Source organism: Acinetobacter sp. Brlt_5, from assembly GCF_051949055.1.
Lineage (GTDB): Bacteria > Pseudomonadota > Gammaproteobacteria > Pseudomonadales > Moraxellaceae > Acinetobacter > Acinetobacter indicus.
The window spans coordinates 1-19,584 of record NZ_JAYJLP010000017.1 but is presented as its reverse complement, the minus strand read 5'-3'; the positions used below and the strand labels follow the sequence as shown (position 1 = coordinate 19,584).

Sequence of the window (19,584 nt, the reverse complement as noted above, 5' to 3'; positions counted from 1 at the left end):
TACCTCAATTAAAATCCCACATAAAACTTTTCAATCAACTGGCGTGTCTTGACCAGCAAATTGCTAAACACGTTCTCCCGCTCAAACAGCTTAACCTTATAGTTTGGTAAGTCCTTCAACTCTTCTTTACGTGGTAGGCGTTTGGTGAACTCATAATGCTCCAGAACCTGCTTCATGGCTTCTGGTTTCAGGTTTTCTTCTTTACAAAGATGCTGATAGGCCTGTTCTTTTTCAGCATCCCAGAATTCAGAAAAAGCCGTTTGGACGCTCTGCCCATTGATCATCTTCGGCATGTTTTCTTCAATGAACTTCTGAATCAGTTCCTGCTTGTCATGCAAGGTAACTTCATTACCAATTAGATCATGTATCTGTGCTTCGTATTTCTTGCGTTTGGCCTCATCCCCGCTATCCAGAGCCATTTGCAGCAAATTGATAATATAGCCCACATTGATCCGGTCACTATGTAGCAGATCCAATTGGAAATCGACATCATCCAGTACAGAGACTTTTTCTTTTTTCGTAGTCTTGCGTACATCACGACATAAGTCAGCATACTTGGAAGCAAAATTGGCAAAGTGCTGTTTATCTAAAGCGGTCTGGTTCTGATCGTATTCGATAAAGGTTTGCAGCTGAGCGTTATAACGCATCACTTCACGGAAGGCCTTAATAAACTCCAACTGCTGATCTTCTGTCATGAGATCATCCACGCTTTGATAATCAGGCGTGATCTTGAGCAACTTCTGAACAGCAGCATCATAATCCTGCTTAATTTCCTCAAAGCTTGGAACCAGTACCACCTTTTGCGCATCTTTATTGGAAAATAGCGCCAGTGCTTCATCTGTGGCGCGTTTCAGATTGCGGAAACAGATGATATTGCCAAATGGTTTTTTATCGTTATAGACACGGTTGGTACGAGAGAATGCTTGAATCAAGCCATGATATTTTAGGTTTTTATCGACATACAAGGTATTTAGCGGCTTAGAGTCAAAGCCCGTGAGGAACATATTGACCACGATTAGAATATCAATCTGTCTGTTTTTTACGCGCTGTGCGATATCGCGGTAGTACGCATAAAATTGATCACCTGAATTGTAGTTGGTTTTGAACTGTCGATTGTAATTCGCAATGTATCGATCTAGCTTATCCCGACTGGATGAATTGACCTGACTTGGAATATCTGCGGCTTCTTCGTGAATCAAGCCAGTTAAGTCATCAGTCGGTACAGCCTCATTTGCCGCATAGGAAAAGATGGTGGCAATGGTTAACGGTTTAAATATCCGACCTTGTGCTTCATCTTCAATTTGCTTTTCAGCCTGCACTTTTTCAAAAAGGTCGTAATATTGGGTCAGTGTTTCGACCGAACTGACACAAAACATTGCGGTAAATTCACGATTACGGGTTTTAGTATCGTGGATATTGACAATGTAGCGAGCAATCATTTCTAGGCGTTGCGGATTGTCATACAGTTCTTTGGTATCGATGCCTTCTACATCTTCCTCATAACTTTCATTGGTCGCCATGCCTTTGGCGGTGTATTTGCCACGATAATCAATCTGGAACTGCAATACGTTACGGTCACGGATGGCATCGACAATCACGTATTTATGCAAACACTCATTAAACAGGTAGTCTGTGGTGAGTTTTAAACCTGCTTTGCTTTGGCTGTTCTTTTCAAAAATAGGCGTACCGGTAAAACCAAACATTTGTGCATTGCTGAAAAATTTTTTGATGTTCTGATGGGTCTCACCAAATTGACTGCGATGACATTCATCAAAAATAAAGACCACTTTTTTATTTTTAAGATAATCAATCGATTCTAAATATCGGTCTGTGCTAATCGCACGATTTAACTTTTGGATGGTGGTCACAATCAGTTTGTCATGACGTTGATCGAGCTGTTTTACCAAGGTCGATGTGTTATCGGTGCTGTCGACGCTGTCGGCTTTAAAAGCATTAAATTCGCGTGAGGTTTGCGTATCGAGGTCGTTACGATCGACCACAAACAGAACTTTTTCTACATCAGGCATTTGCATGATGATCTGACTGGCTTTAAATGAGGTCAGGGTTTTGCCTGAACCTGTAGTGTGCCAAATATAGCCGTTCTGATCGGAGTTTTGCACATGCTCCACAATTTTCTGTACTGCATAAATCTGATAGGGACGCAGCACCATCAGGCTTTTGGTGGTTTCCAGCAGTACCATGTACTGGGTCAGCATTTGGGTTAGATGCTGCTGATTTAAAAAAGCTTCGGCAAAGTCGACAATTTCATTGATATGTTTGTTATGGACATCTGCCCAGGGAAAGGCAAACTCGATGCCTGTGGTGCCGTTGGAGTAATAACGGGTATTGGCACCATTACTAATCACAAAAAGCTGAATAAAACCAAACAGCCCTTGCCCAGCCCAATAGGCTTCACGAATATAGCGTTGCGTTTGATTAAAAGCTTCGGCTATTTCCATGCCGCGCTTTTTCAGCTCGATCTGAACCAGTGGCAGACCATTGACCAATAAGGTCACATCAAAACGGCTGGTTCTGCCATTATAATCACGGTGATCAATGGTGATCTGGTTGGTGACCTGATAGATATTTTTGCTTGGGTCATCGGACAGAAAAAAGATGTGTTTGCTTGTACCATCATCAAATTTGACTGGGAACAGATCACGCAGATTTTTGGCGCGCTCAAATAATGTGCCCGTATTTAAAAAACTGATGACCTGTTTCCATTCCGTTTCTGACAGAGGCGCTAGTCCATTGGCGCGTTCGACTTGGGTTTTGAGGTTAGACAGTAGCTGGCTTTCGTCCTTGATGGTCACCGCAGCATATCCCAATTGCTTGAGCTGGCTAATCAGTTCGTTTTCAAGTTGGTATTCGCTTTGTACGGTCATTTTTACTCCCCCCAAAAAATATTTCTTTAGCTGATTGATTCTATAGTTCTTCTTTCAGCTCAATGCTATCAACCTGATTTTCTAACCATTGACCATAAGTAATATTTGTTCCGACCTGCCTCCAGTCTTTGCGACCATTACTTGCTCGACCCAAAATTACCCCTCCAGCCGCCGAAGGGCTCGAAAATAAATAGTCTTGATTAAAGGTATATGTATCTGAATCGATAATGTTATTTTCAAATAACTGAGGACGTAGATTTTTAGTATAGGTATGCTTGGTATCCGTAACCTCTCTTCTTACTTGAGATCCAGCCAACACGTAAAATTCCCCATCAATGACTTTTGCATTCGCATTTGTATCTTTAGTTGCAAGATAAAACTCAGTTTCTTCTGCAATTTCACTAGAAATAGTTGTAGCCAGCGTTTGTGATTTTTGGCTTGGTTTCTTCATTTCTTTGAGGAAATCAAAACCCAGTACTGGTAATACGACCTGTATTTGTTCCAGAAAATACTCCATATCGGCAGTATCAGATTCAGGTAATCTATTGTATTGATGCGAAGTTCCATTGATCAATTGACATTGACCGCCTCGTTTTGCAATTTCAATTAAACGACTCTCTAAGTATTTGATATGAGTCTTGGTAATATTTTGATCTTTACCAGTGACAAGACACACTTTTTCCCAGAAGTCTTTGCCTCCAGATTCCTCTGTTCGATTATGCTGTTTAAGACGATTGGCTACATCATCCGACTCGCCGATATATACGCTTGGCAATGAATTTTCCGGATCATGACCAACGAGGAAATATACGCCGGTTCTTGCACACTCTTCTCTTTGAATAAGTTCAGACAGTTTAGTACGAGGCGCTGAGAGCACATGACCTGTCCAATTAATGATTTCAGCTGTCAAAATTCCATTAGGAGAACCATCTGTTAAAAACAGCTTAATACTTTTGCCGTGAGCCATAATTCCCCCCCTACACAAACATCTGCTGCAACAAGCCTTTTTTCCACTGTTTGGCTTGTTCAATTTGTTGTGCCACGACTTCAATTTTTTGATCAATAGTCGAAAGGAAGTTGGCGATTTTGGTTTGTTCTTCTAGGCAAGGATATAAAATAGGCATGTCGAAAAAATCTTTATTAGTAATATTCATTCGATCATGTCTAGCACCTGAATTTGCCACACCTTTGACGTAATCATGCCAGAAATTACTATCAAAAAAGTATTCCAAATACGCCAAGTTTCCTTCGACCACTGTGAAGACTGTATAAAGTGGCGACATAACACCTAAACACTTTTTATTTCGTTTGATTGGTCCAACAGGCGCATGAACAGATATTCGAGGGTTATATACAAAGTCATCTAAATTTACGATGTAATAACCGTTTAAATTTGATTCAGTAACTATTTCTCTTTCAAAGTAATTACCTTGTTTAATAATTCCCTGAGTAGCAGAGTTTGTTAAAACCTCAGAAATACTTCCATCTTTATTTTTGCCCGATCTTTTTGAAGCAATTTCATTTAGAGGTTTATCCTCCCACTCCCCAAACTCACTCCCATCATCCGCTTTAAAACGAATCTGCTGACTAAACAACTTCTGCATCATGCCTTGTTTATATTGGCTCAGCAGTTCATGTTTTTGCGTGAGTTGGCTGATCTTTTCATCGACTGCGGAAAGAAAAGAGGCGATTTTGGTTTGTTCTGCTTTACTTGGCAAATGAATTTCATATGGTTCGATATGTTTATTATTTATCTGAGGAATTGTAGAAGTATCAGCAATTCTATAAAGTTCAACTTTATTAATTAAATAATATAAATATTCAGCATCCAAAGTATTTTGTGGAATAAGAGCCATAAGATTGCTATCTAATAAAGAATCGACTTTAAGGATACGAACTTTATTATTTAGAATAGCTGCCCCTCTTTTTGGAAAAATTACACTTTTTTTAGGAATTACATCAGCACAAGTTTCAGTATAAAATCTTGAATATTCTTGATATTTATTACTGTTGTTTAACTCTTCGACTTTTAAAAATGGTATTTCACCATTTTCGTGTAACTCGTATTTGCTAGGAGAATAACCGCTTTTAATCTGGACAATATTACCCAGAACTTCAACATTCCAATTTTCATCAAACTCTTTAAAGCGTAACTTAGGTACAGACATTACTTCACCTCCGAAAACGGTGAAACAATGCCTAGCTCTTTGCAGAAATCTGCAATGATGGCATCGGTTTTTTGGCTGTCGTGTTCCAAAGCTTGAAGCTGTTTTGCAATCGCATCTAAATCAATCTCGGCTTCCGCTTCAAAGGTATCCACATAACGCGGAATATTCAGGTTGTAATCGTTATCTTTCACTTCTTGTAAAGTTGCGACATGCGCATACTTTTCAATATTTTCACGCTTTTCAAATGCCGCAACAATCTTATCCAAATGCTCAGGCAATAACTTGTTTTGGTTCTTCTGCTTTTCAAAATCATTGCTGGCATCAATAAACAGAATATTGCCGCTCTGCTCACGATTTTTCTTCAACACCAAAATACAGGTCGGAATAGACGTGCCATAGAAAATATTGGCGGGTAGACCAATAATCGCATCCACCACGTTCATCTGCTCAATCAAATACTGACGAATCACGCCCTCACTCGAACCACGGAACAATACGCCATGCGGTAACACCACCGCCATCGTGCCATTGTCATCCAGTTGATACAGCATGTGCTGTACAAAAGCCATATCGGCTTTAGAACTTGGCGCCAGTTTTCCATACGCAGCAAAGCGTTCATCTTGTAAAAATAACGGATCGGCAGACCATTTTGCGGAAAATGGCGGATTCGCCACCACTGCATCAAACTTTTTATCTAAATGCTGCGGGCGGGTTAAAGTATTTTCCTGCTTGATGTCGAACTTGGCAAAATGCACATCATGCAGAATCATGTTCATCCGCGCCAAGTTGTAGGTGGTACGGTTCATCTCCTGACCGTAAATCATATCGACATCTTTCACTTCACGTTTTACCCGTAGCAATAACGAACCTGAACCGCAAGTCGGGTCATAGACTGAACGTAAACGGTCTTTGCCTTGGGTGACAATCTTTGCCAGTAGAGTCGATACCGTTTGTGGGGTATAGAATTCTCCTGCTTTTTTGCCCGCACCTGAGGCAAATTCGCCAATCAGGTATTCGTAGGCATCACCCAGCACATCGGCTTCGGTATTACTAATATCAAAATCAATATCATCTAAATGACTCAGGACTTTCGCCACCAGTGCATTACGGTCACTGGCATTATTGCCAAGCTTGGTCGAGTTTAGATCCAAATCTTCAAACAGGTTGGCAAAGTCATCGGCAGAGTCGGTACCTAAAGTGCTTTGTTCAATCGATTTTAAGGTCGCAGTTAAATCATCCAAAATGAATTCGCCCTGACGACCACGCTCGGCTAAGGTATGGAATAGCTGTTTTGGTGTGAGCGCATAACCGACTTCGGCAATGGCATTTTTTTTAATTTCTTCGATGTATGGCACATGCTCAGGATTATTTTCATCTAACTCTAAAAAGCTGAGGTCTTCGCCATCGAGCAATTCATTGGCAAAGTTCACCGACTTTTCTGATAAATATTTAAAGAAAATAAAACCCAGAATGTAATCACGGAATTCATCGGCGCCCATGGTGCCGCGCAAAGTATTGGCAATATTCCAAAGTTGTTTTTGTAATTGTTGCAGTTGTACTTGGGTCATTGTTATGGAAGTCCAAATAAGTAAATCATTAATAAAATGATTTTACCTAAAATTCTAAAACATGCAGCAGTAAAAAGGTGGAAAAGGACATGAATTGTCGTGCTCAAGCGATGTAATCTATCAATTCAAGCGCTAGACAGATACATGATCTAAATTTTATAGCAGCCTACTCCAGTAATCTGCACTACAGAAAAACAAAGACATCAAAATACTCCAGATATGGGAGAAACTAATATCTGTTTATCTTTTCCACCCAGCCAGACTAAATACTCATTCTCTATTGCCTGCTTATACGCCCAGTCGGCAACCCGATGCGAGCGCTGAATATCTGTTAAGAAACCGAATTGAGAAATTTCCCGAACAATAGATTGATCATGTAGATAATTCCGCTCCTGCCACTTTTGCAAAAACTGTTCCGACGCCAAATAATTACTTTTCTGAGAATTACATTTGTCATCTGCCAGAACAAAGTTATGTCCAGTATCGGCAGGATATAGAGACCAGGGGATAAAATGATCTACAGCATATTTTGAGTTTTTTAGGCTTTTTCCACAGTAAAAACACTGGCATTGCTGTAAATCAATTAAGAAGTCCGCGACCTGCCCCAGTTGATTGCGACTCGGGGCAAACATGAATTCATCCAAGTCAGGCAAACCATCCAGTATCACCAGATTCTGCTTATTCAGTCGGACAAAATCAATCCAGCGCTTCTGGCACAACTCTTCAATAATTTCACTAAACTGTCTCAAGCAATACATCACTTTGGGTAAAAGCTTGAGGGACTGTTTGCAATCTTCCAAATGGTAAAGAAACTCCACCGCTTGACCATTCAGGTTCTGTAAATACACCACCGGCATTTGCTTGACGGTTACTGCAACCACTTTCTTAAGCTGATTCCAGTGCAACTGGTCTTTTCTCAACGCAGCCAAAGTCTTGAATTGTTGCTGTGCATTCTGAATTTCACTGATGATCTTTGCCTGCTTACCAGTGCTTTGATGAATAGTAAAAGGCTCATACTGGTTAAACTGAAACGGCAGTGACTGTTTCCAGTACAGGTCAATAAACTTTTCAGCAATATCCTGATATTCCAAATGCAAGGCAGCACCGGTATCTTGACCCTGTTCAATCGCCAGACGCGTGATACTTATCAGCAAAGCAAACTTATATGTCGAAGTAAAAGTCCCTGACTGCAAAATCTGCTGAATATGCTTTAAGAATTTCAACTGTTCTTGAGGGGTTGGTATTTCGGCTATACTGAATAACATATCTAAGCCTGCACTTTTCTAATCAGAATATTCATCCACTCTTCTGTACGCTCTGGACGTTTATCTACAGTAATCCATTGTTGTAACAGTAAAGCCTGATCGATCTGCTTAAGTAAGTCATGAGCTTGCTGTTCATTCAAGTCAGTAAAGCTACGCCCCTCTATCTCACGGTCTGTATTGCCATACTTAAAAGACATGTAACACACACCATTTAGCTTTAATGCTTTGAATATAAGCCCCAGCACTTCAGTTAGGCGATCTCTTTCACAATGTAAAAGAGATGCACAAGCCCAAATACCATCGTATTTATTATTCTCAGCTAGGTCATAAAAACTTTGCTGACGTACTTCAATATTGGTCAGCTCCCTGGCCTTTTTAACCAGCTCGGCAGAATAATCAATTGCCTCAACTTGATAGCCTTTTTTCTTAAATGCCAAAGTGTCCCGCCCCGAGCCACAGCCCAAATCTAGGATCAATGCCTGTTCCGGCAAATATCTTAGAAATGGTGCGTAAAGACTTTCCATTTCAACCTGATAGGTATTTTCAAAAAATGCTTGAGCATGTTGATTGTAATAATTTGATGTTTGATTCATTGTCTAAAAGCCAATATCTTATGTTAAAGAACATACTGATTTTTCACTAGATAAGTCAAATGATCAGTCCTATGAATGAATCAAACTCTTATTTCACTGTATCCGGACAACTGAGATAGAAACCAAACTGGTTCTTGTAAATGGAAAAAATATGGGCTTCAGATTTCGCAAGAGTATTAAACTGCTACCTGGATTAAAAATTAATCTGACACACAAAGGTATAAGCAGTGCAAGCATTGGCAAACCTGGTGCTTCCTTAAATATTGGCAAAAAAGGCACCCGAACCAGCGTTGGTATTCCTGGCACAGGCCTATCCTATTCAAAACACCAGCCCTATAAGAACAGAGCTGGCAACCAAGAGAATCCTGTTCAGGAACAACAACCGTTCTATACATCACATACTGAGCAACCCAAATCGAATGTCTGGATTTGGGTGATTTTTGGATTATTTTGTTTTATTGTCGGGGCAATTCTTTTTTAGAATTCACCGCTCTTTTTACCGATAATATTCCTCCTGCTAGGCAAAATCTGATTCATTCATTACTATGGATGGATGTTAAGTACAATAAAGGTTGCCTCTGATGTCAGACAATCACCATACTCACGATTATGATGAAAATGATTTAATCGACTCTCCCTTATCTCAAGTTTTACAGGAACATAATCAGCAGGTCGAAATTCTCATTTATCGACTGCCTGACAGTGATTGGACACTGGAAGTAGTGAGTCAAAGTGGTACTTCTACGGTATGGGATGAAACATTCCCGTCAGATCAGGAAGCTCTATCTGTCGCTTTAGATGAAATTAAAGCCGCAGGCGGTATTCAAGCATTTTCCGAACTCAGTGACCTCGAAGCAAAGAAAAATATTTTTCCTGAATCCCTTACTCGCCATTAAAAATGAAGCTGCTGGCGTGGATCTGAATCAGTATTTTCTGGATTCTTAGAACCTATCGCGATGATAGGTTCACCTCAACCCAAACCCATCTAGGGTTGAAGGGTCAAAATTTTCATCAAACATAAACTCATCTGCTCGCTCTTTTTTTAATGTCGCAAGTGCATAAAAAAAACATTTCTCACATAACTGCAATTCATATCTTTCCCCGTCATGCTTGGAACCATACCCCCAATGTGCGGATAAAGTTCCAAATTTCAGTTTCGTTGATTGGTTGCATACATCACATACAACATCTGTAACGACTTCTACCTGTTTCAGTTGTTTAATTTCCATATGCGGCTCCTTTTATCAATCAAGTTGCAGAATTAACAGCTACTTGGACACCAATTCTTATTTACTTGTTTTATACCATTTTGTGCCGTAAAATGGCATTAATAAGATTGAGAGGTGTTAAATGTCTACGCTAATTAAAAAAAGAGTTCAATATACTGTGGATGAGGCAATCTCAGAATCAGCAGAGTACGTCATCAAAAAAGTTGGGCTAACCCCTGCATCTGTTTTTAGTATGGTTATGGCTGAAATTGCCAAAACAGGTCGAATTCCTGTGAGCAATCAAGTAAGTGATGATGATTTTAATACGGCACAACTCATAGCACTTAGCCATAATATTCCGAGTGTAAAAGTATCCAATATAAAATCTGCTCAAGAGTTTTTAAATGATGATGGTGGATACTAATGGCTCAGGATTTGTATTGGGCTTACGTTGGTTTTACAGACATAGCAGATGGTAAAACTCGCCCTGTTTTATATATTCGACAAACAAAAAAAGACTACATCGTATTCCGTTTAAGTAGTCAATATGACAATAAATCTGACTTTATTAAAAGTAAATATATTGAAATTACCGATTGGAAATCGGTTGGACTAAGTAAAAAATCATGGATTGATACCGTACAAACATATCAGTTGCCAATTGATAAGACAAAATTAACTTACATTGGTAAACTTTCTAAAAATGACTATGAACGATTAATTAATCATCTTAAAGAGCAATAACTGTTTATTCAACTAGCCGAATAATATATGTCCAAGTTAGATTAAAATAGCTGTTCATCTATTTGTTATATTTAGTATCCATTAAGATAGGAATATGCAATCAAGTTAAATTTGTCTATATACTTATCAAAAATTGATTCCTGTTTGGTTTTAATTACCATTAAAAAAAGATCAAAAATACTATATATAGGGTTTTTATAATTTTACAACACAATATACGGCATATTCAGCCATTGCTCCCCTACTTAAAAAAATATGAATATATTGTTTTAATTTTAGCTGTTTAGCACATATGGGAAAGCATCATTGTATGTCTGGAAAGAAGAAAAACACACCAAATTACCGCGTGTCTGCAAAAAACCTGCAATTAATGTGTTATCCAAACTGTATGCATGCCTATCAAATCTGGATCGCTTTATTTTTCCAACTGAATAAAAAAAAGCAAGACTATCATTTGAATTTAGCTTTTTCACAGAAAATAGACATTCCCCTTATTCCTACGGATAAACCCGATCACTATTTTTTTAGTAGCCATTTCAGCTGGATCTATGCTTATTATTACAATAAGAATAAAACTCAATTTAAGTTTAAAGCTTACGAGAAAAATAATTCATATGAATCCATCATTCAGGCTCTAAATGAAGTAAGAAGCTTACTCAGTTCTGGTTTGCATCACTCAATTCAGGGCTTAGATATCATTGCATACTGGCTGAATGAACAATACCGACCTGACCATCTTCAAGAAGTTTTCGGTCATAAAATTTTAACTATCAACCAACTGCGAGAATTATCAGGACTATCCAAATCCCAAAGCCCGGTAAGTTCTTTTTCAGATTATGCAGGTCCAATTTCATTAGAAAAAATTCTGGTGGGAATTTCATCATGAATGGATATAGTTATTTAGAAGATACTCAAGAATTAAAGCTTGAGCCGTTTCGAAACTTCTACCAAGTATTGGCAGAAGCAAAGCTGGAAAATTATCAGAACTCAATCAAGCTCAACGACCTCATTCAACAATATGAAATTACTAAACTTAATACTTTTATAGCTCAAAGCCTGACTGATAAAAAAGTCAGCGAGTATCCTCTGGTTCATTACCTTATTGCAGTCATCAACACTCCATCAGCATATCAATCAAACGCGCTGAAATGGGCTATTTTCAATACTCAATGTATTGAATCACTTAACAGCAAAGGACATTCAGCTACCATAGTTAATCTTTGTAGGCGTTTTCGTTTAGCTAGCACAAAACAGAAATATTATTGGCTTTACAATTTCTTACCTACTCTTCCAATGGAATTAGAAGAGCTAGTTAAACTTCTAAAAGAAGCTGAAACAGAAAATAAAGAGCTAATTAATCGCTCAATACCAAATTTAGATGAAGAACGAATTAGCCAGCTGGCAAATCTGCGTGTGATCTATCAATATGTCTTTACTCAGTCTGAACGTTTAAAACGAAATCGCCAAAGCAGTTCGGGCTCCAAAGAACCTCCTCAAACTGATGTTCAAAAGACATCAAGAATATCTCTCGATGATGAACAAACGCATCAGACTCATTTTGAACAAGGTACGGCCAAACAACCGCGCGAAGATAAAACTATAGAAAAAGTTGAAGATCATAATTTTGAATTTAATCCACTTGAGCAATACTCTATTACAGCTCAGGTCAATAATCTCAAGAACAAAGTTCTGCATCAAAACAAGAATCAGTTAATGAGCAAGTCAAATCCTCGTGTCTTTGATTTGCCTACCGCACAGCATATTATGCGAATTTTGTTTGAACAGGCAAAGACCTCTCCAATTCATGCCTTGCTTTTATTTTCAGTACTCAGTTTGACGCATTATGAAGAGCTATTAGTATTTCGGAAACATTTCCGTCTGAGTTCAAAAAGAAAAGAAATTACTTTTAGTCCTGAAAATTTCTATTTTCGGCAAAGCTTTGATAGCTCCAAGTTTAAAGATGCTTTATTAAAAGAATATATGATGAATCAGGGAAACTCTTTTACAATCCCATTACCCAAAGTTTATTTTGATCAGATTTTTCAACTAAAAAAGTGGGATAAAGCTGATATTGCTTCCGATGTACAAGAATATTTACGTAGAATCAGTGACGGCCTTACTTTTCATTTAACAGCTCGAAACCTTCCTCGTTTAATCAGCGATATCACGTTGAATGAACTCGGATATGAATTGGAAAGTAAATTACTTAGCGGAGAAAACGTTAATAACTACACCCCAGGCCATTACTATTCAATGAAAATTGTTGATATCCTCGATATTTATAGCCAAACACTTTATCTGGTTTGCCCGCAGCTCGACACTAGTTATATCGAAGAATTTAAGTCCCCTGTTACTTTTGGTAGTCAGCAAACGCCAGACCTGCCTCTGGTTAAATCCTTTTTCAAACAGCTTGACCAGCAAGTTCGGGGTAACCCTAACCCTTTCAAAACACTGAAATATTATTCAATTTGGCTATGGTACGTTTGCATGATTATGACATCTGCCCGACCAAATGAAGCCTTTCCCCCGAATCTCGATTATCTTGATCTCGACAACCGTTTGGTGGCTGTTGCAGATAAAGAGCAACGTTATTCGGGTACCATTGGGCGCTACCTGCCATTTAATAATTTTCTTCGAGATGAAATACAGTCTTATCTAAATTACTTAAAACAATTTCAGCACCTTATGAAGGCTTGTGCTAGCCAAGTTAAAACAGAACTAATTCAAGAAATTTTTGATGGTAAGCGCCCTTTCCTATTAGGTTTTGGGCCTGAGGGATATATCCGAAATTTAGAACTTGCCGATATTGAAAAGAACAGTCCAGAAATAGGTTTGCAACGTAATTGGACTCGCCATTTCGCTCGCTATTTTTTTGCACAGCACTGCGATGAAGATATGCTGAATGGCATCTTTGGTCACGATGGGCCCATGCAGGAACTTTTTGACCGCTATTCGGGTTTTCAGGCAATCGATTACGATCACATTCGAGCAGCGCAAGACAAGCTGGTCGGACTCTTAAAGCTTAAAAGTATGTCTACATTTAACGGATTCCTGATTGAATGAGTAAACACCCACACTCCCTCAAAAGAATAAAAAAGCATAGAAAAAACAAAGCATTTCTTCTGAACTTGTTTAGTGAGAAATGTATAGAACTGACGCCTGAGAACTATTCGGAAATTTGTCGTCAAGTTGATAATCAGCTTTTAGAATACTGTAAGTCAAACATCCGTAGCTATCAGATGGCACGTATAGAATTTGCTAAATATATCAAGCGCTTTAATCTTTCATCGAATCAGTACTATCCAGTGCCTGCCGCTCCCGTAAGGTACGAAAGGTCTCTGCCACTACAAAATATTGAAACCTTAAAACATGGTAAAAAAGTTACTCAATTTGCCCAAAATATGATTGCTTACTGGACAAAACGAAATGACTTCAGTCCGACTCAATCCCTCGGCTTTTGTTTGATCAGTTCAATATTATTTAATGGCATTTATAACCATGCCGAATTGCAATTTTTTTTAAAAATCATTTTAAAAACAAAGAAATTTCAAAGTTTTTTAAACCTAAATCATATGGTAACACTCGAAATCCCGAACCGGAATTTCGGTAATCAGCGTATAAATGACCCTGATTTTTCAGTCAGCTATACAAAAACGTTTGTGCTACACGACATTGTGAAATGCTGGATTTACAGACTTAAACATCAAAAGTTTGATTTATTTTCGGATATTGAAGATGCAGAACATCTGATTAACGCTTGTATTATTGAATGCTTCCCTGAGGAAAAGGTACGTTGTAAAGACCTGTTAAAATACGGTTTTTACTATACACAGTTCCTGAAAAACAGCGGACTGGATCAAATGTCCATTTGTATCCTAAAAAATGAAATTTACAGTTCCAGCCCTCTCGAAAAACAATTAGCAGCCTATTTTATTCAGTCTGAACCCACGCCTACCCATACAGTTCAGAATATTTGTGAAAAACTTCAGAAAAAGCCTACGGTCACTATTACGTTAGATGAAGTCGATATTTTAGTAGAAATACGTCAAGCTATTCGTGCAAAAAACTATAGCGATCAACTCATAGAATTATATGCTAAAAAACAATCTCCAGCCTTGGAACGTTTGCTGCTGTGGAGCATTCTACGCTCAAAATTAACGGAACCTCAACTGGACCTTCTCAATCATATTATTCAGCAGCAGCAACGATTTAAGCGCAAGCTTATACGTGCAGATTTTCAGCCGGTCAAGCAAAGTTCTCTGAAGACCATGTTTTCACAGTTTGCAGTCCATTGGCTGCAGGCAACGCAAAACAAAGACATTTCATCATTTTCAAATGCCGATTTTGAAGATATGTATGGAGAAATGCTTTTATTAAAGAAAGAAACAACTAGAGAGACTTTACAAAAACGTCTACAGGAGTTTCATCACAAACAGACCTTATTTTTTAACGCACCCACTATCGATCTAGATAATTTAATCCAGGTAAAAATCTGCAGAACCGCATTGATCTCGCCCCATATTTTTCACCATATGCTAGAGCAACTCGAAAATACTCAAGGTATTTCAGTTCAGGATAAAAATATGTTTAAACTGATTTTTATTCTGGGTTTCAGAGCCGGACTACGGATCAATGAAACATTGAATATCTTCGTACGTGATCTATTTATTAGTGAAGATGCTGTGATACTCACCATTCGCAACAATCGCAATAAAAATCAAAAAAGCTACTCAGCTTACCGCAAGATTCCTCTGCATCATCTACTTAAAGCAGAAGAATTACATGCATTTAAAACATATAGTCAGAATAGAAAACGCCTGCTAAAAGAACAAGGGAAATCAGTTACACAACCGCTATTTTTAAAACAGTCGCTAGAAGAAACTCATGAAAATGAAGTCAATGCTCTATTGAAACAATTGATCCAGCCAGCTTTTGGAGAGCACAATTTTACTTACCATAGTCTGCGTCATTCTGCATTTAATCATCTTTACCTGATTTTAAAAAACTCAACACTTGCAGATGCATTTACTGACTATAGCCCACATGAGCAATTACGTATCCGTTATGCATTGCTGCGAAACAGAAATACTCAGCAAACCTGGTATGCGCTTTCTCATTTTGCCGGGCACCTGACACCTGAAACTACCTGTTCTAGCTATCTGCATTTAATGCATCTAGCAATTAGCTACCAGCTGAATCAAATGCACAGCCCGCTTCCTAAAGAAGCCTATTTTAATATTCTAAAACATGATGATGCTATTAAATATCCTGTTCAGCAACGGGCGATCAAACAGTTTTTATTTGATCAACTCACTAAAGACCGTTACAGGCAACATGATCATCAATATCAACCAGGGCAACAGAAATCACCTGATTCACTGATGCTAGGAGCTCATGACTCAGAGATGACTTTTGAACTATTGCATCACATTCTTGCAGTAGAAAAAGAACAAGACCTTTTGTTACCTGAAGCTATTCCTTTGCAAATCGCGCAAAAATTACGTGCCAGAGCTCTGCATTTGAAAACCTCCTGTGTAAACCAAAAAAAATCATCGAGGTTATTTACCACAGATTTTTTAAGGAAAACTCCTGATGCATTAGTCACCATGTTGCCGACCAATCAGGAGGAAAAAAAGGTCATTCAACATGTTCAGGAGCGTTATGCAAATGTACAAAGTAAATACAAAAAACAGCTTCATACGATCTACTCAATTTATCTTGAAAAAGTTCAGCCCAATTCAGCCCAGTTAATTTTTGAACTGAATGAAAAACGGCAACTGAAGAAACTTCTTTCTTTTATTCATAGTTTATTTCCGAAAAAATATCTTCATTTAGAACTATCTCAACAGAGCAAGACAGAGCTCAAAAAGACATTACAGGATTTAACATTACGGGCAGAAAACTTCAGCCTGAATGAAAATGAAAGGCGAATTAAATTCTGCTTCAAAAGTAAAGATGCAAAAGCACTTGGGGTATTTAAGTTACTGATGTATCTAATGATAGTTTCTCATCTTTAAGCTGTTTGTAATAAAAATTTGAACTCTGAGTAACGATAATCAAATAGGGCTTTGTTGCATAAATATGTAAGCATCTGATTTAAATAAATTTAATTTTGGATCAAAAAATAATCAAAACTTCTAAAATCATATAGTTATGAAATCTTTGTGCAACAAAGCCATTCTCAAATGTAATTTTTAGGATTCTCTATATATTCAGTTACTTATATCATCCGGTACTAAATGAAGACTTTTTCCTATTCCTCTCCCTCCTTTAAAAAGTAAGCAAGGAGTTAAATATAGATTAAGCAGAGGAGCTAATCAAAATCGTGAAACATGGGAAAAATATTAATCGTGGAACATAAAAATCAACAAAAAAGCCCACCTTGGGGAGGTTGGGCAAAAAAGGAACTACAGCTTTGAATTTTCAAGAGAATTATAACGCATTTCGTATAACGCGTATTATGTTAATTTTAGGAAATCTTAGTCTTTAGCTAACATAATCTTCAGTTGATATTACTTGAGCATATGCAAATTCAAAAGCGGCCATTAATGTTGCATGGACATGACCAGCAGGTACTTTAACGCCATTAAATTCTAGGTCTAGCGTTGCACAAGCATCATGAATAACCCTTACCTTATAACCAAAGTCAGAAGCAGCACGAACAGCAGCATCAACACACATATGGCTCATAGCACCAATCACGACTAGCTCAGTCACGTGATTGCTATCTAAAATTTCTTTGAGATTCGTATTTAAGAACGCGTTGATGTGATTTTTAATGACCACAGTTTCATCTGCTTGTGGCTTAACTGTGTCCTGAAATTCAATACCAATTGAGTCAGGTTGAAATATAGGTGATTCAGCATTCGCAATATGCTGGACATGAATCACTTGAGTACCGTCTTGACGTGCTTTCGTAATTACTTTCACTGCATTAGCAGCAGCTTGTTCAATATTTACCAATGGTAATTTACCTGTAGGTAGATATTCATTTTGTAAGTCGATAACTAATAAAGCTGATTTTGACATACCTATTCCTTTACTTAACTAATATTTGTTTTGTTCTACTTATGTTTTAAAGAAGTGGAATGCTTCCACTTCTTTAAGTCACTTTAGAAAGAAAGCGTTTCACCATCGATAGGAATTAAAACCTTATTTTGGATTCCTTTGTCCTTTACGTAATCTGCAAGCTCAGCACGTGTTACCGACATGTGGTTAATTGCATCCATGTGAACAGCAACCACTTTAGCATTTGGTGCTTTCTGAGTTGCATGATAAGTATCTTCTTTGCCCATAATAATGGATTCTTTAAAGCCATCAACCAAGGCGTTACCTGTATTCAAGACAATCACATCAGGTTTAAATGTTTGAATCGCTTGATCAACTTCAGAACGCCAGATGGTATCTCCTGCCACATAAACAGTTTCATGGCCAGCAGCTTCAAATACCACACCCATTGCTTCACCTAATCCAGCTTTAAGCTTAGGAATACGGTACATGGCATCAGTACCGTGTTGACCACCAGTTTTAGTGAGCTTAATCCCTTCAAAGGTCGCTTGAGTTAATACACGAACATCTTTGAAGCCTTGTGACTGAATGATTTTCTGGTCTTCTTTATTCTGTACAAACAACGGCATGTTTTTCGGAATAGTCGCTTGTGCTGCATCATCCCAATGATCTAGATGGGTATGGGTCACGATTACCGCATCTACACCTTCTAAAATCGTTTCGGGCTTGATAGGCAAATCGACTAATGGGTTCCGTAAATAGCTACGATGAGTATCAGGAAAACCTTCATAGAATCCTTTTTTAGCAAACATTGGGTCAATTAAAAAAGTCGTATCAGCATAGGTTACTTTAATCGTTGCATTGCGAATTTCTTGTATATGCGTAACTTTAGAAGTATCTCGCTGAACCACCTTATCATTCGCATATAAATAGACTGAAGCCATTGCCAGAGAGAGTGCAATAACAGAGCTACTTAAAATTTTATTCATGTTCCAGATCCAATCATTTAGTCATACTCGAATCATGATAGGAAAAATTAAGCAATAAAATTGTCCTTAAGGACAATCATCGAAACTATTGGGACAACATGCTATATTTATTATTTTAGAGAGGTAGATTGAATGGCTATACCAGTGATTGGATTGTTCGTATATCCCAATATAAATCCATTTCACTTCTCTATCCCCCATATCATTTTCAATATCAAGATTGAAGATAAACGCTTATTTGATCTGAGAATTTTTTCTATAGATGGTCAACCCGTAAAAACAGAACAGTCTATGATGATTATCCCTGATGGGGGGATCGAACTTATTAAACAATTGGATCTTATTATTATTCCTGGATGGGATGATTTTAATCACAAACCTGAAAAAGTACTTATCGATGCCCTAAATTGTGCATATCAAGCTGGAATTAGAATTGTAGGGTTATGCTACGGAACTTATGCATTGGCATATGCAGGGCTGCTTGACCATAAAAAAGCAGCTACGCACTGGATGGCTGAACAGGATTTTAGTGAACGATTTCCACAGGTTCAACTTGATAATGACGCCCTGTATGTAGAAGACCAAAGGATCGTAACCTCTGCTGGAACAGGCGCAGCGTTAGACTGCTGCTTGTACTTGGTACGTGAAATCTATAATGCACGAATTGCGAATAAAGTTGCTAGAGTAATGGTGATCCCGCCTCACCGTGAAGGTGGGCAAACTCAGTTTATTGAACAGCCAGTCGCAGAATCGAGCCAAGATGCACAAATTAACCTATTACTTGATTTTTTAAGAAAGAATTTAGCCTTACAACATAATATTGAAAGCCTCGCTGAACGGACACATATGACACGCAGGACGTTCACACGGCACTTTAAGAAAGCGACAGGTATGACCTTAGTCGATTGGCTGAATACTGAAAGAATCAGATTAAGTTGTGAACTTTTAGAAGCGACAAACTTGTCTATCGAAAAGATAACCGAGCTTTCAGGTTTTAATAATACTGTGTCATTTAGAAAGAATTTCCGTGAAAAATATGGCACCAGCCCTCAGGCATGGAGAAAAGCTTTTGGGATCAGTAATGAGAATAATCCGCCCCATTTAACATAATGGCTGTTATGCGAAGTCGACTTGTAATGCAATTTGCATTACACTA

16 protein-coding genes and 2 pseudogenes are annotated in these 19,584 nt (G+C 38.1%); 8 read left to right on the top strand and 10 right to left on the bottom strand.

Going from position 1 to position 19,584, the window contains the following annotated elements; translation table 11 throughout:
• Positions 1–8: 8 nt before the first annotated feature.
• From VF685_RS11425 to VF685_RS11395, 7 genes and pseudogenes are all read right to left on the bottom strand, one after another.
• Positions 9–2,885 carry a type I restriction endonuclease subunit R gene (locus tag VF685_RS11425; protein ID WP_163169906.1) on the bottom strand — a complete coding sequence of 959 codons (2,877 nt, stop codon included), beginning with the start codon at positions 2,883–2,885 and terminating at the stop codon, positions 9–11.
• Positions 2,886–2,925: 40 nt separating this feature from the next.
• On the bottom strand, positions 2,926–3,852 hold the full coding sequence (locus VF685_RS11420; protein ID WP_023897594.1) for a GIY-YIG nuclease family protein: 927 nt from the start codon (positions 3,850–3,852) through the stop codon (positions 2,926–2,928).
• 10 nt (positions 3,853–3,862) lie between these two features.
• Positions 3,863–4,597: pseudogene (locus VF685_RS11415) on the bottom strand (restriction endonuclease subunit S); the annotation flags it as partial.
• Positions 4,583–5,053 (bottom strand): annotated as a pseudogene (locus VF685_RS11410) (restriction endonuclease subunit S); the annotation flags it as partial. The pseudogenes VF685_RS11415 and VF685_RS11410, both read right to left, overlap by 15 nt.
• Positions 5,053–6,621, bottom strand: coding sequence for a type I restriction-modification system subunit M (locus VF685_RS11405; RefSeq protein WP_103270956.1), 1,569 nt, complete (start codon positions 6,619–6,621; stop codon positions 5,053–5,055). The gene VF685_RS11405 and the pseudogene VF685_RS11410, both read right to left, overlap by 1 nt.
• A gap of 203 nt (positions 6,622–6,824) precedes the next feature.
• Positions 6,825–7,886, bottom strand: coding sequence for an HNH endonuclease (locus tag VF685_RS11400; RefSeq protein ID WP_180046655.1), 1,062 nt, complete (start codon positions 7,884–7,886; stop codon positions 6,825–6,827).
• A gap of 2 nt (positions 7,887–7,888) precedes the next feature.
• On the bottom strand, positions 7,889–8,479 hold the full coding sequence (locus VF685_RS11395) for a class I SAM-dependent methyltransferase (protein WP_016658949.1): 591 nt from the start codon (positions 8,477–8,479) through the stop codon (positions 7,889–7,891).
• 151 nt (positions 8,480–8,630) lie between these two features.
• Here VF685_RS11395 and VF685_RS11390 point away from each other — a divergent pair, with 151 nt between their 5' ends.
• Positions 8,631–8,960 (top strand): DUF4236 domain-containing protein, encoded by a 330-nt coding sequence (locus VF685_RS11390; protein WP_104489241.1) that lies wholly within the window; start codon positions 8,631–8,633, stop codon positions 8,958–8,960.
• Positions 8,961–9,060: 100 nt separating this feature from the next.
• Entirely contained in the window at positions 9,061–9,375 is a 315-nt protein-coding gene (locus tag VF685_RS11385) for a hypothetical protein (RefSeq protein WP_168419270.1), read from the top strand.
• 69 nt (positions 9,376–9,444) lie between these two features.
• Here the strand turns inward: VF685_RS11385 and VF685_RS11380 are convergent, their stop codons facing one another.
• The gene (locus VF685_RS11380) at positions 9,445–9,708 is read right to left on the bottom strand and encodes a hypothetical protein (RefSeq protein WP_168406779.1); all 264 of its coding nucleotides are present in this window, start codon (positions 9,706–9,708) and stop codon (positions 9,445–9,447) included.
• Between the two features lie 121 nt (positions 9,709–9,829).
• Between VF685_RS11380 and VF685_RS11375 the strand changes: the two genes are divergently transcribed.
• From VF685_RS11375 to VF685_RS11355, 5 genes are all read left to right on the top strand, one after another.
• Positions 9,830–10,111, top strand: a complete 282-nt coding sequence (locus VF685_RS11375; protein ID WP_071850378.1) for a type II toxin-antitoxin system RelB/DinJ family antitoxin — start codon at positions 9,830–9,832, stop codon at positions 10,109–10,111.
• Positions 10,111–10,431, top strand: a complete 321-nt coding sequence (locus VF685_RS11370; RefSeq protein ID WP_071850377.1) for a type II toxin-antitoxin system PemK/MazF family toxin — start codon at positions 10,111–10,113, stop codon at positions 10,429–10,431. Before VF685_RS11375 ends, VF685_RS11370 begins: the two co-directional genes overlap by 1 nt.
• 388 nt (positions 10,432–10,819) lie before the next feature.
• Positions 10,820–11,317 carry a hypothetical protein gene (locus VF685_RS11365; protein ID WP_163170502.1) on the top strand — a complete coding sequence of 166 codons (498 nt, stop codon included), beginning with the start codon at positions 10,820–10,822 and terminating at the stop codon, positions 11,315–11,317.
• A complete protein-coding gene (locus VF685_RS11360) occupies positions 11,314–13,494 on the top strand; it encodes a hypothetical protein (protein WP_163169901.1) in 2,181 nt (726 codons plus the stop codon). The genes VF685_RS11365 and VF685_RS11360 overlap by 4 nt, the downstream gene beginning before the upstream one ends.
• On the top strand, positions 13,491–16,448 hold the full coding sequence (locus tag VF685_RS11355; protein ID WP_180046659.1) for a site-specific integrase: 2,958 nt from the start codon (positions 13,491–13,493) through the stop codon (positions 16,446–16,448). The genes VF685_RS11360 and VF685_RS11355 overlap by 4 nt, the downstream gene beginning before the upstream one ends.
• A gap of 469 nt (positions 16,449–16,917) precedes the next feature.
• On the opposite strand, the gene VF685_RS11350 is transcribed toward VF685_RS11355, so the two are convergent.
• Both VF685_RS11350 and VF685_RS11345 read right to left on the bottom strand, forming a co-directional pair.
• The gene (locus tag VF685_RS11350) at positions 16,918–17,460 is read right to left on the bottom strand and encodes a cysteine hydrolase family protein (protein WP_004981626.1); all 543 of its coding nucleotides are present in this window, start codon (positions 17,458–17,460) and stop codon (positions 16,918–16,920) included.
• Between the two features lie 83 nt (positions 17,461–17,543).
• Positions 17,544–18,428 carry an MBL fold metallo-hydrolase gene (locus VF685_RS11345; protein WP_440203652.1) on the bottom strand — a complete coding sequence of 295 codons (885 nt, stop codon included), beginning with the start codon at positions 18,426–18,428 and terminating at the stop codon, positions 17,544–17,546.
• 132 nt (positions 18,429–18,560) lie between these two features.
• On the opposite strand from VF685_RS11345, the gene VF685_RS11340 reads away from it, so the two are divergent.
• Positions 18,561–19,538: a GlxA family transcriptional regulator gene (locus tag VF685_RS11340; protein WP_180046663.1), complete on the top strand. Its 978-nt coding sequence runs from the start codon at positions 18,561–18,563 to the stop codon at positions 19,536–19,538.
• Positions 19,539–19,584: the final 46 nt, after the last annotated feature.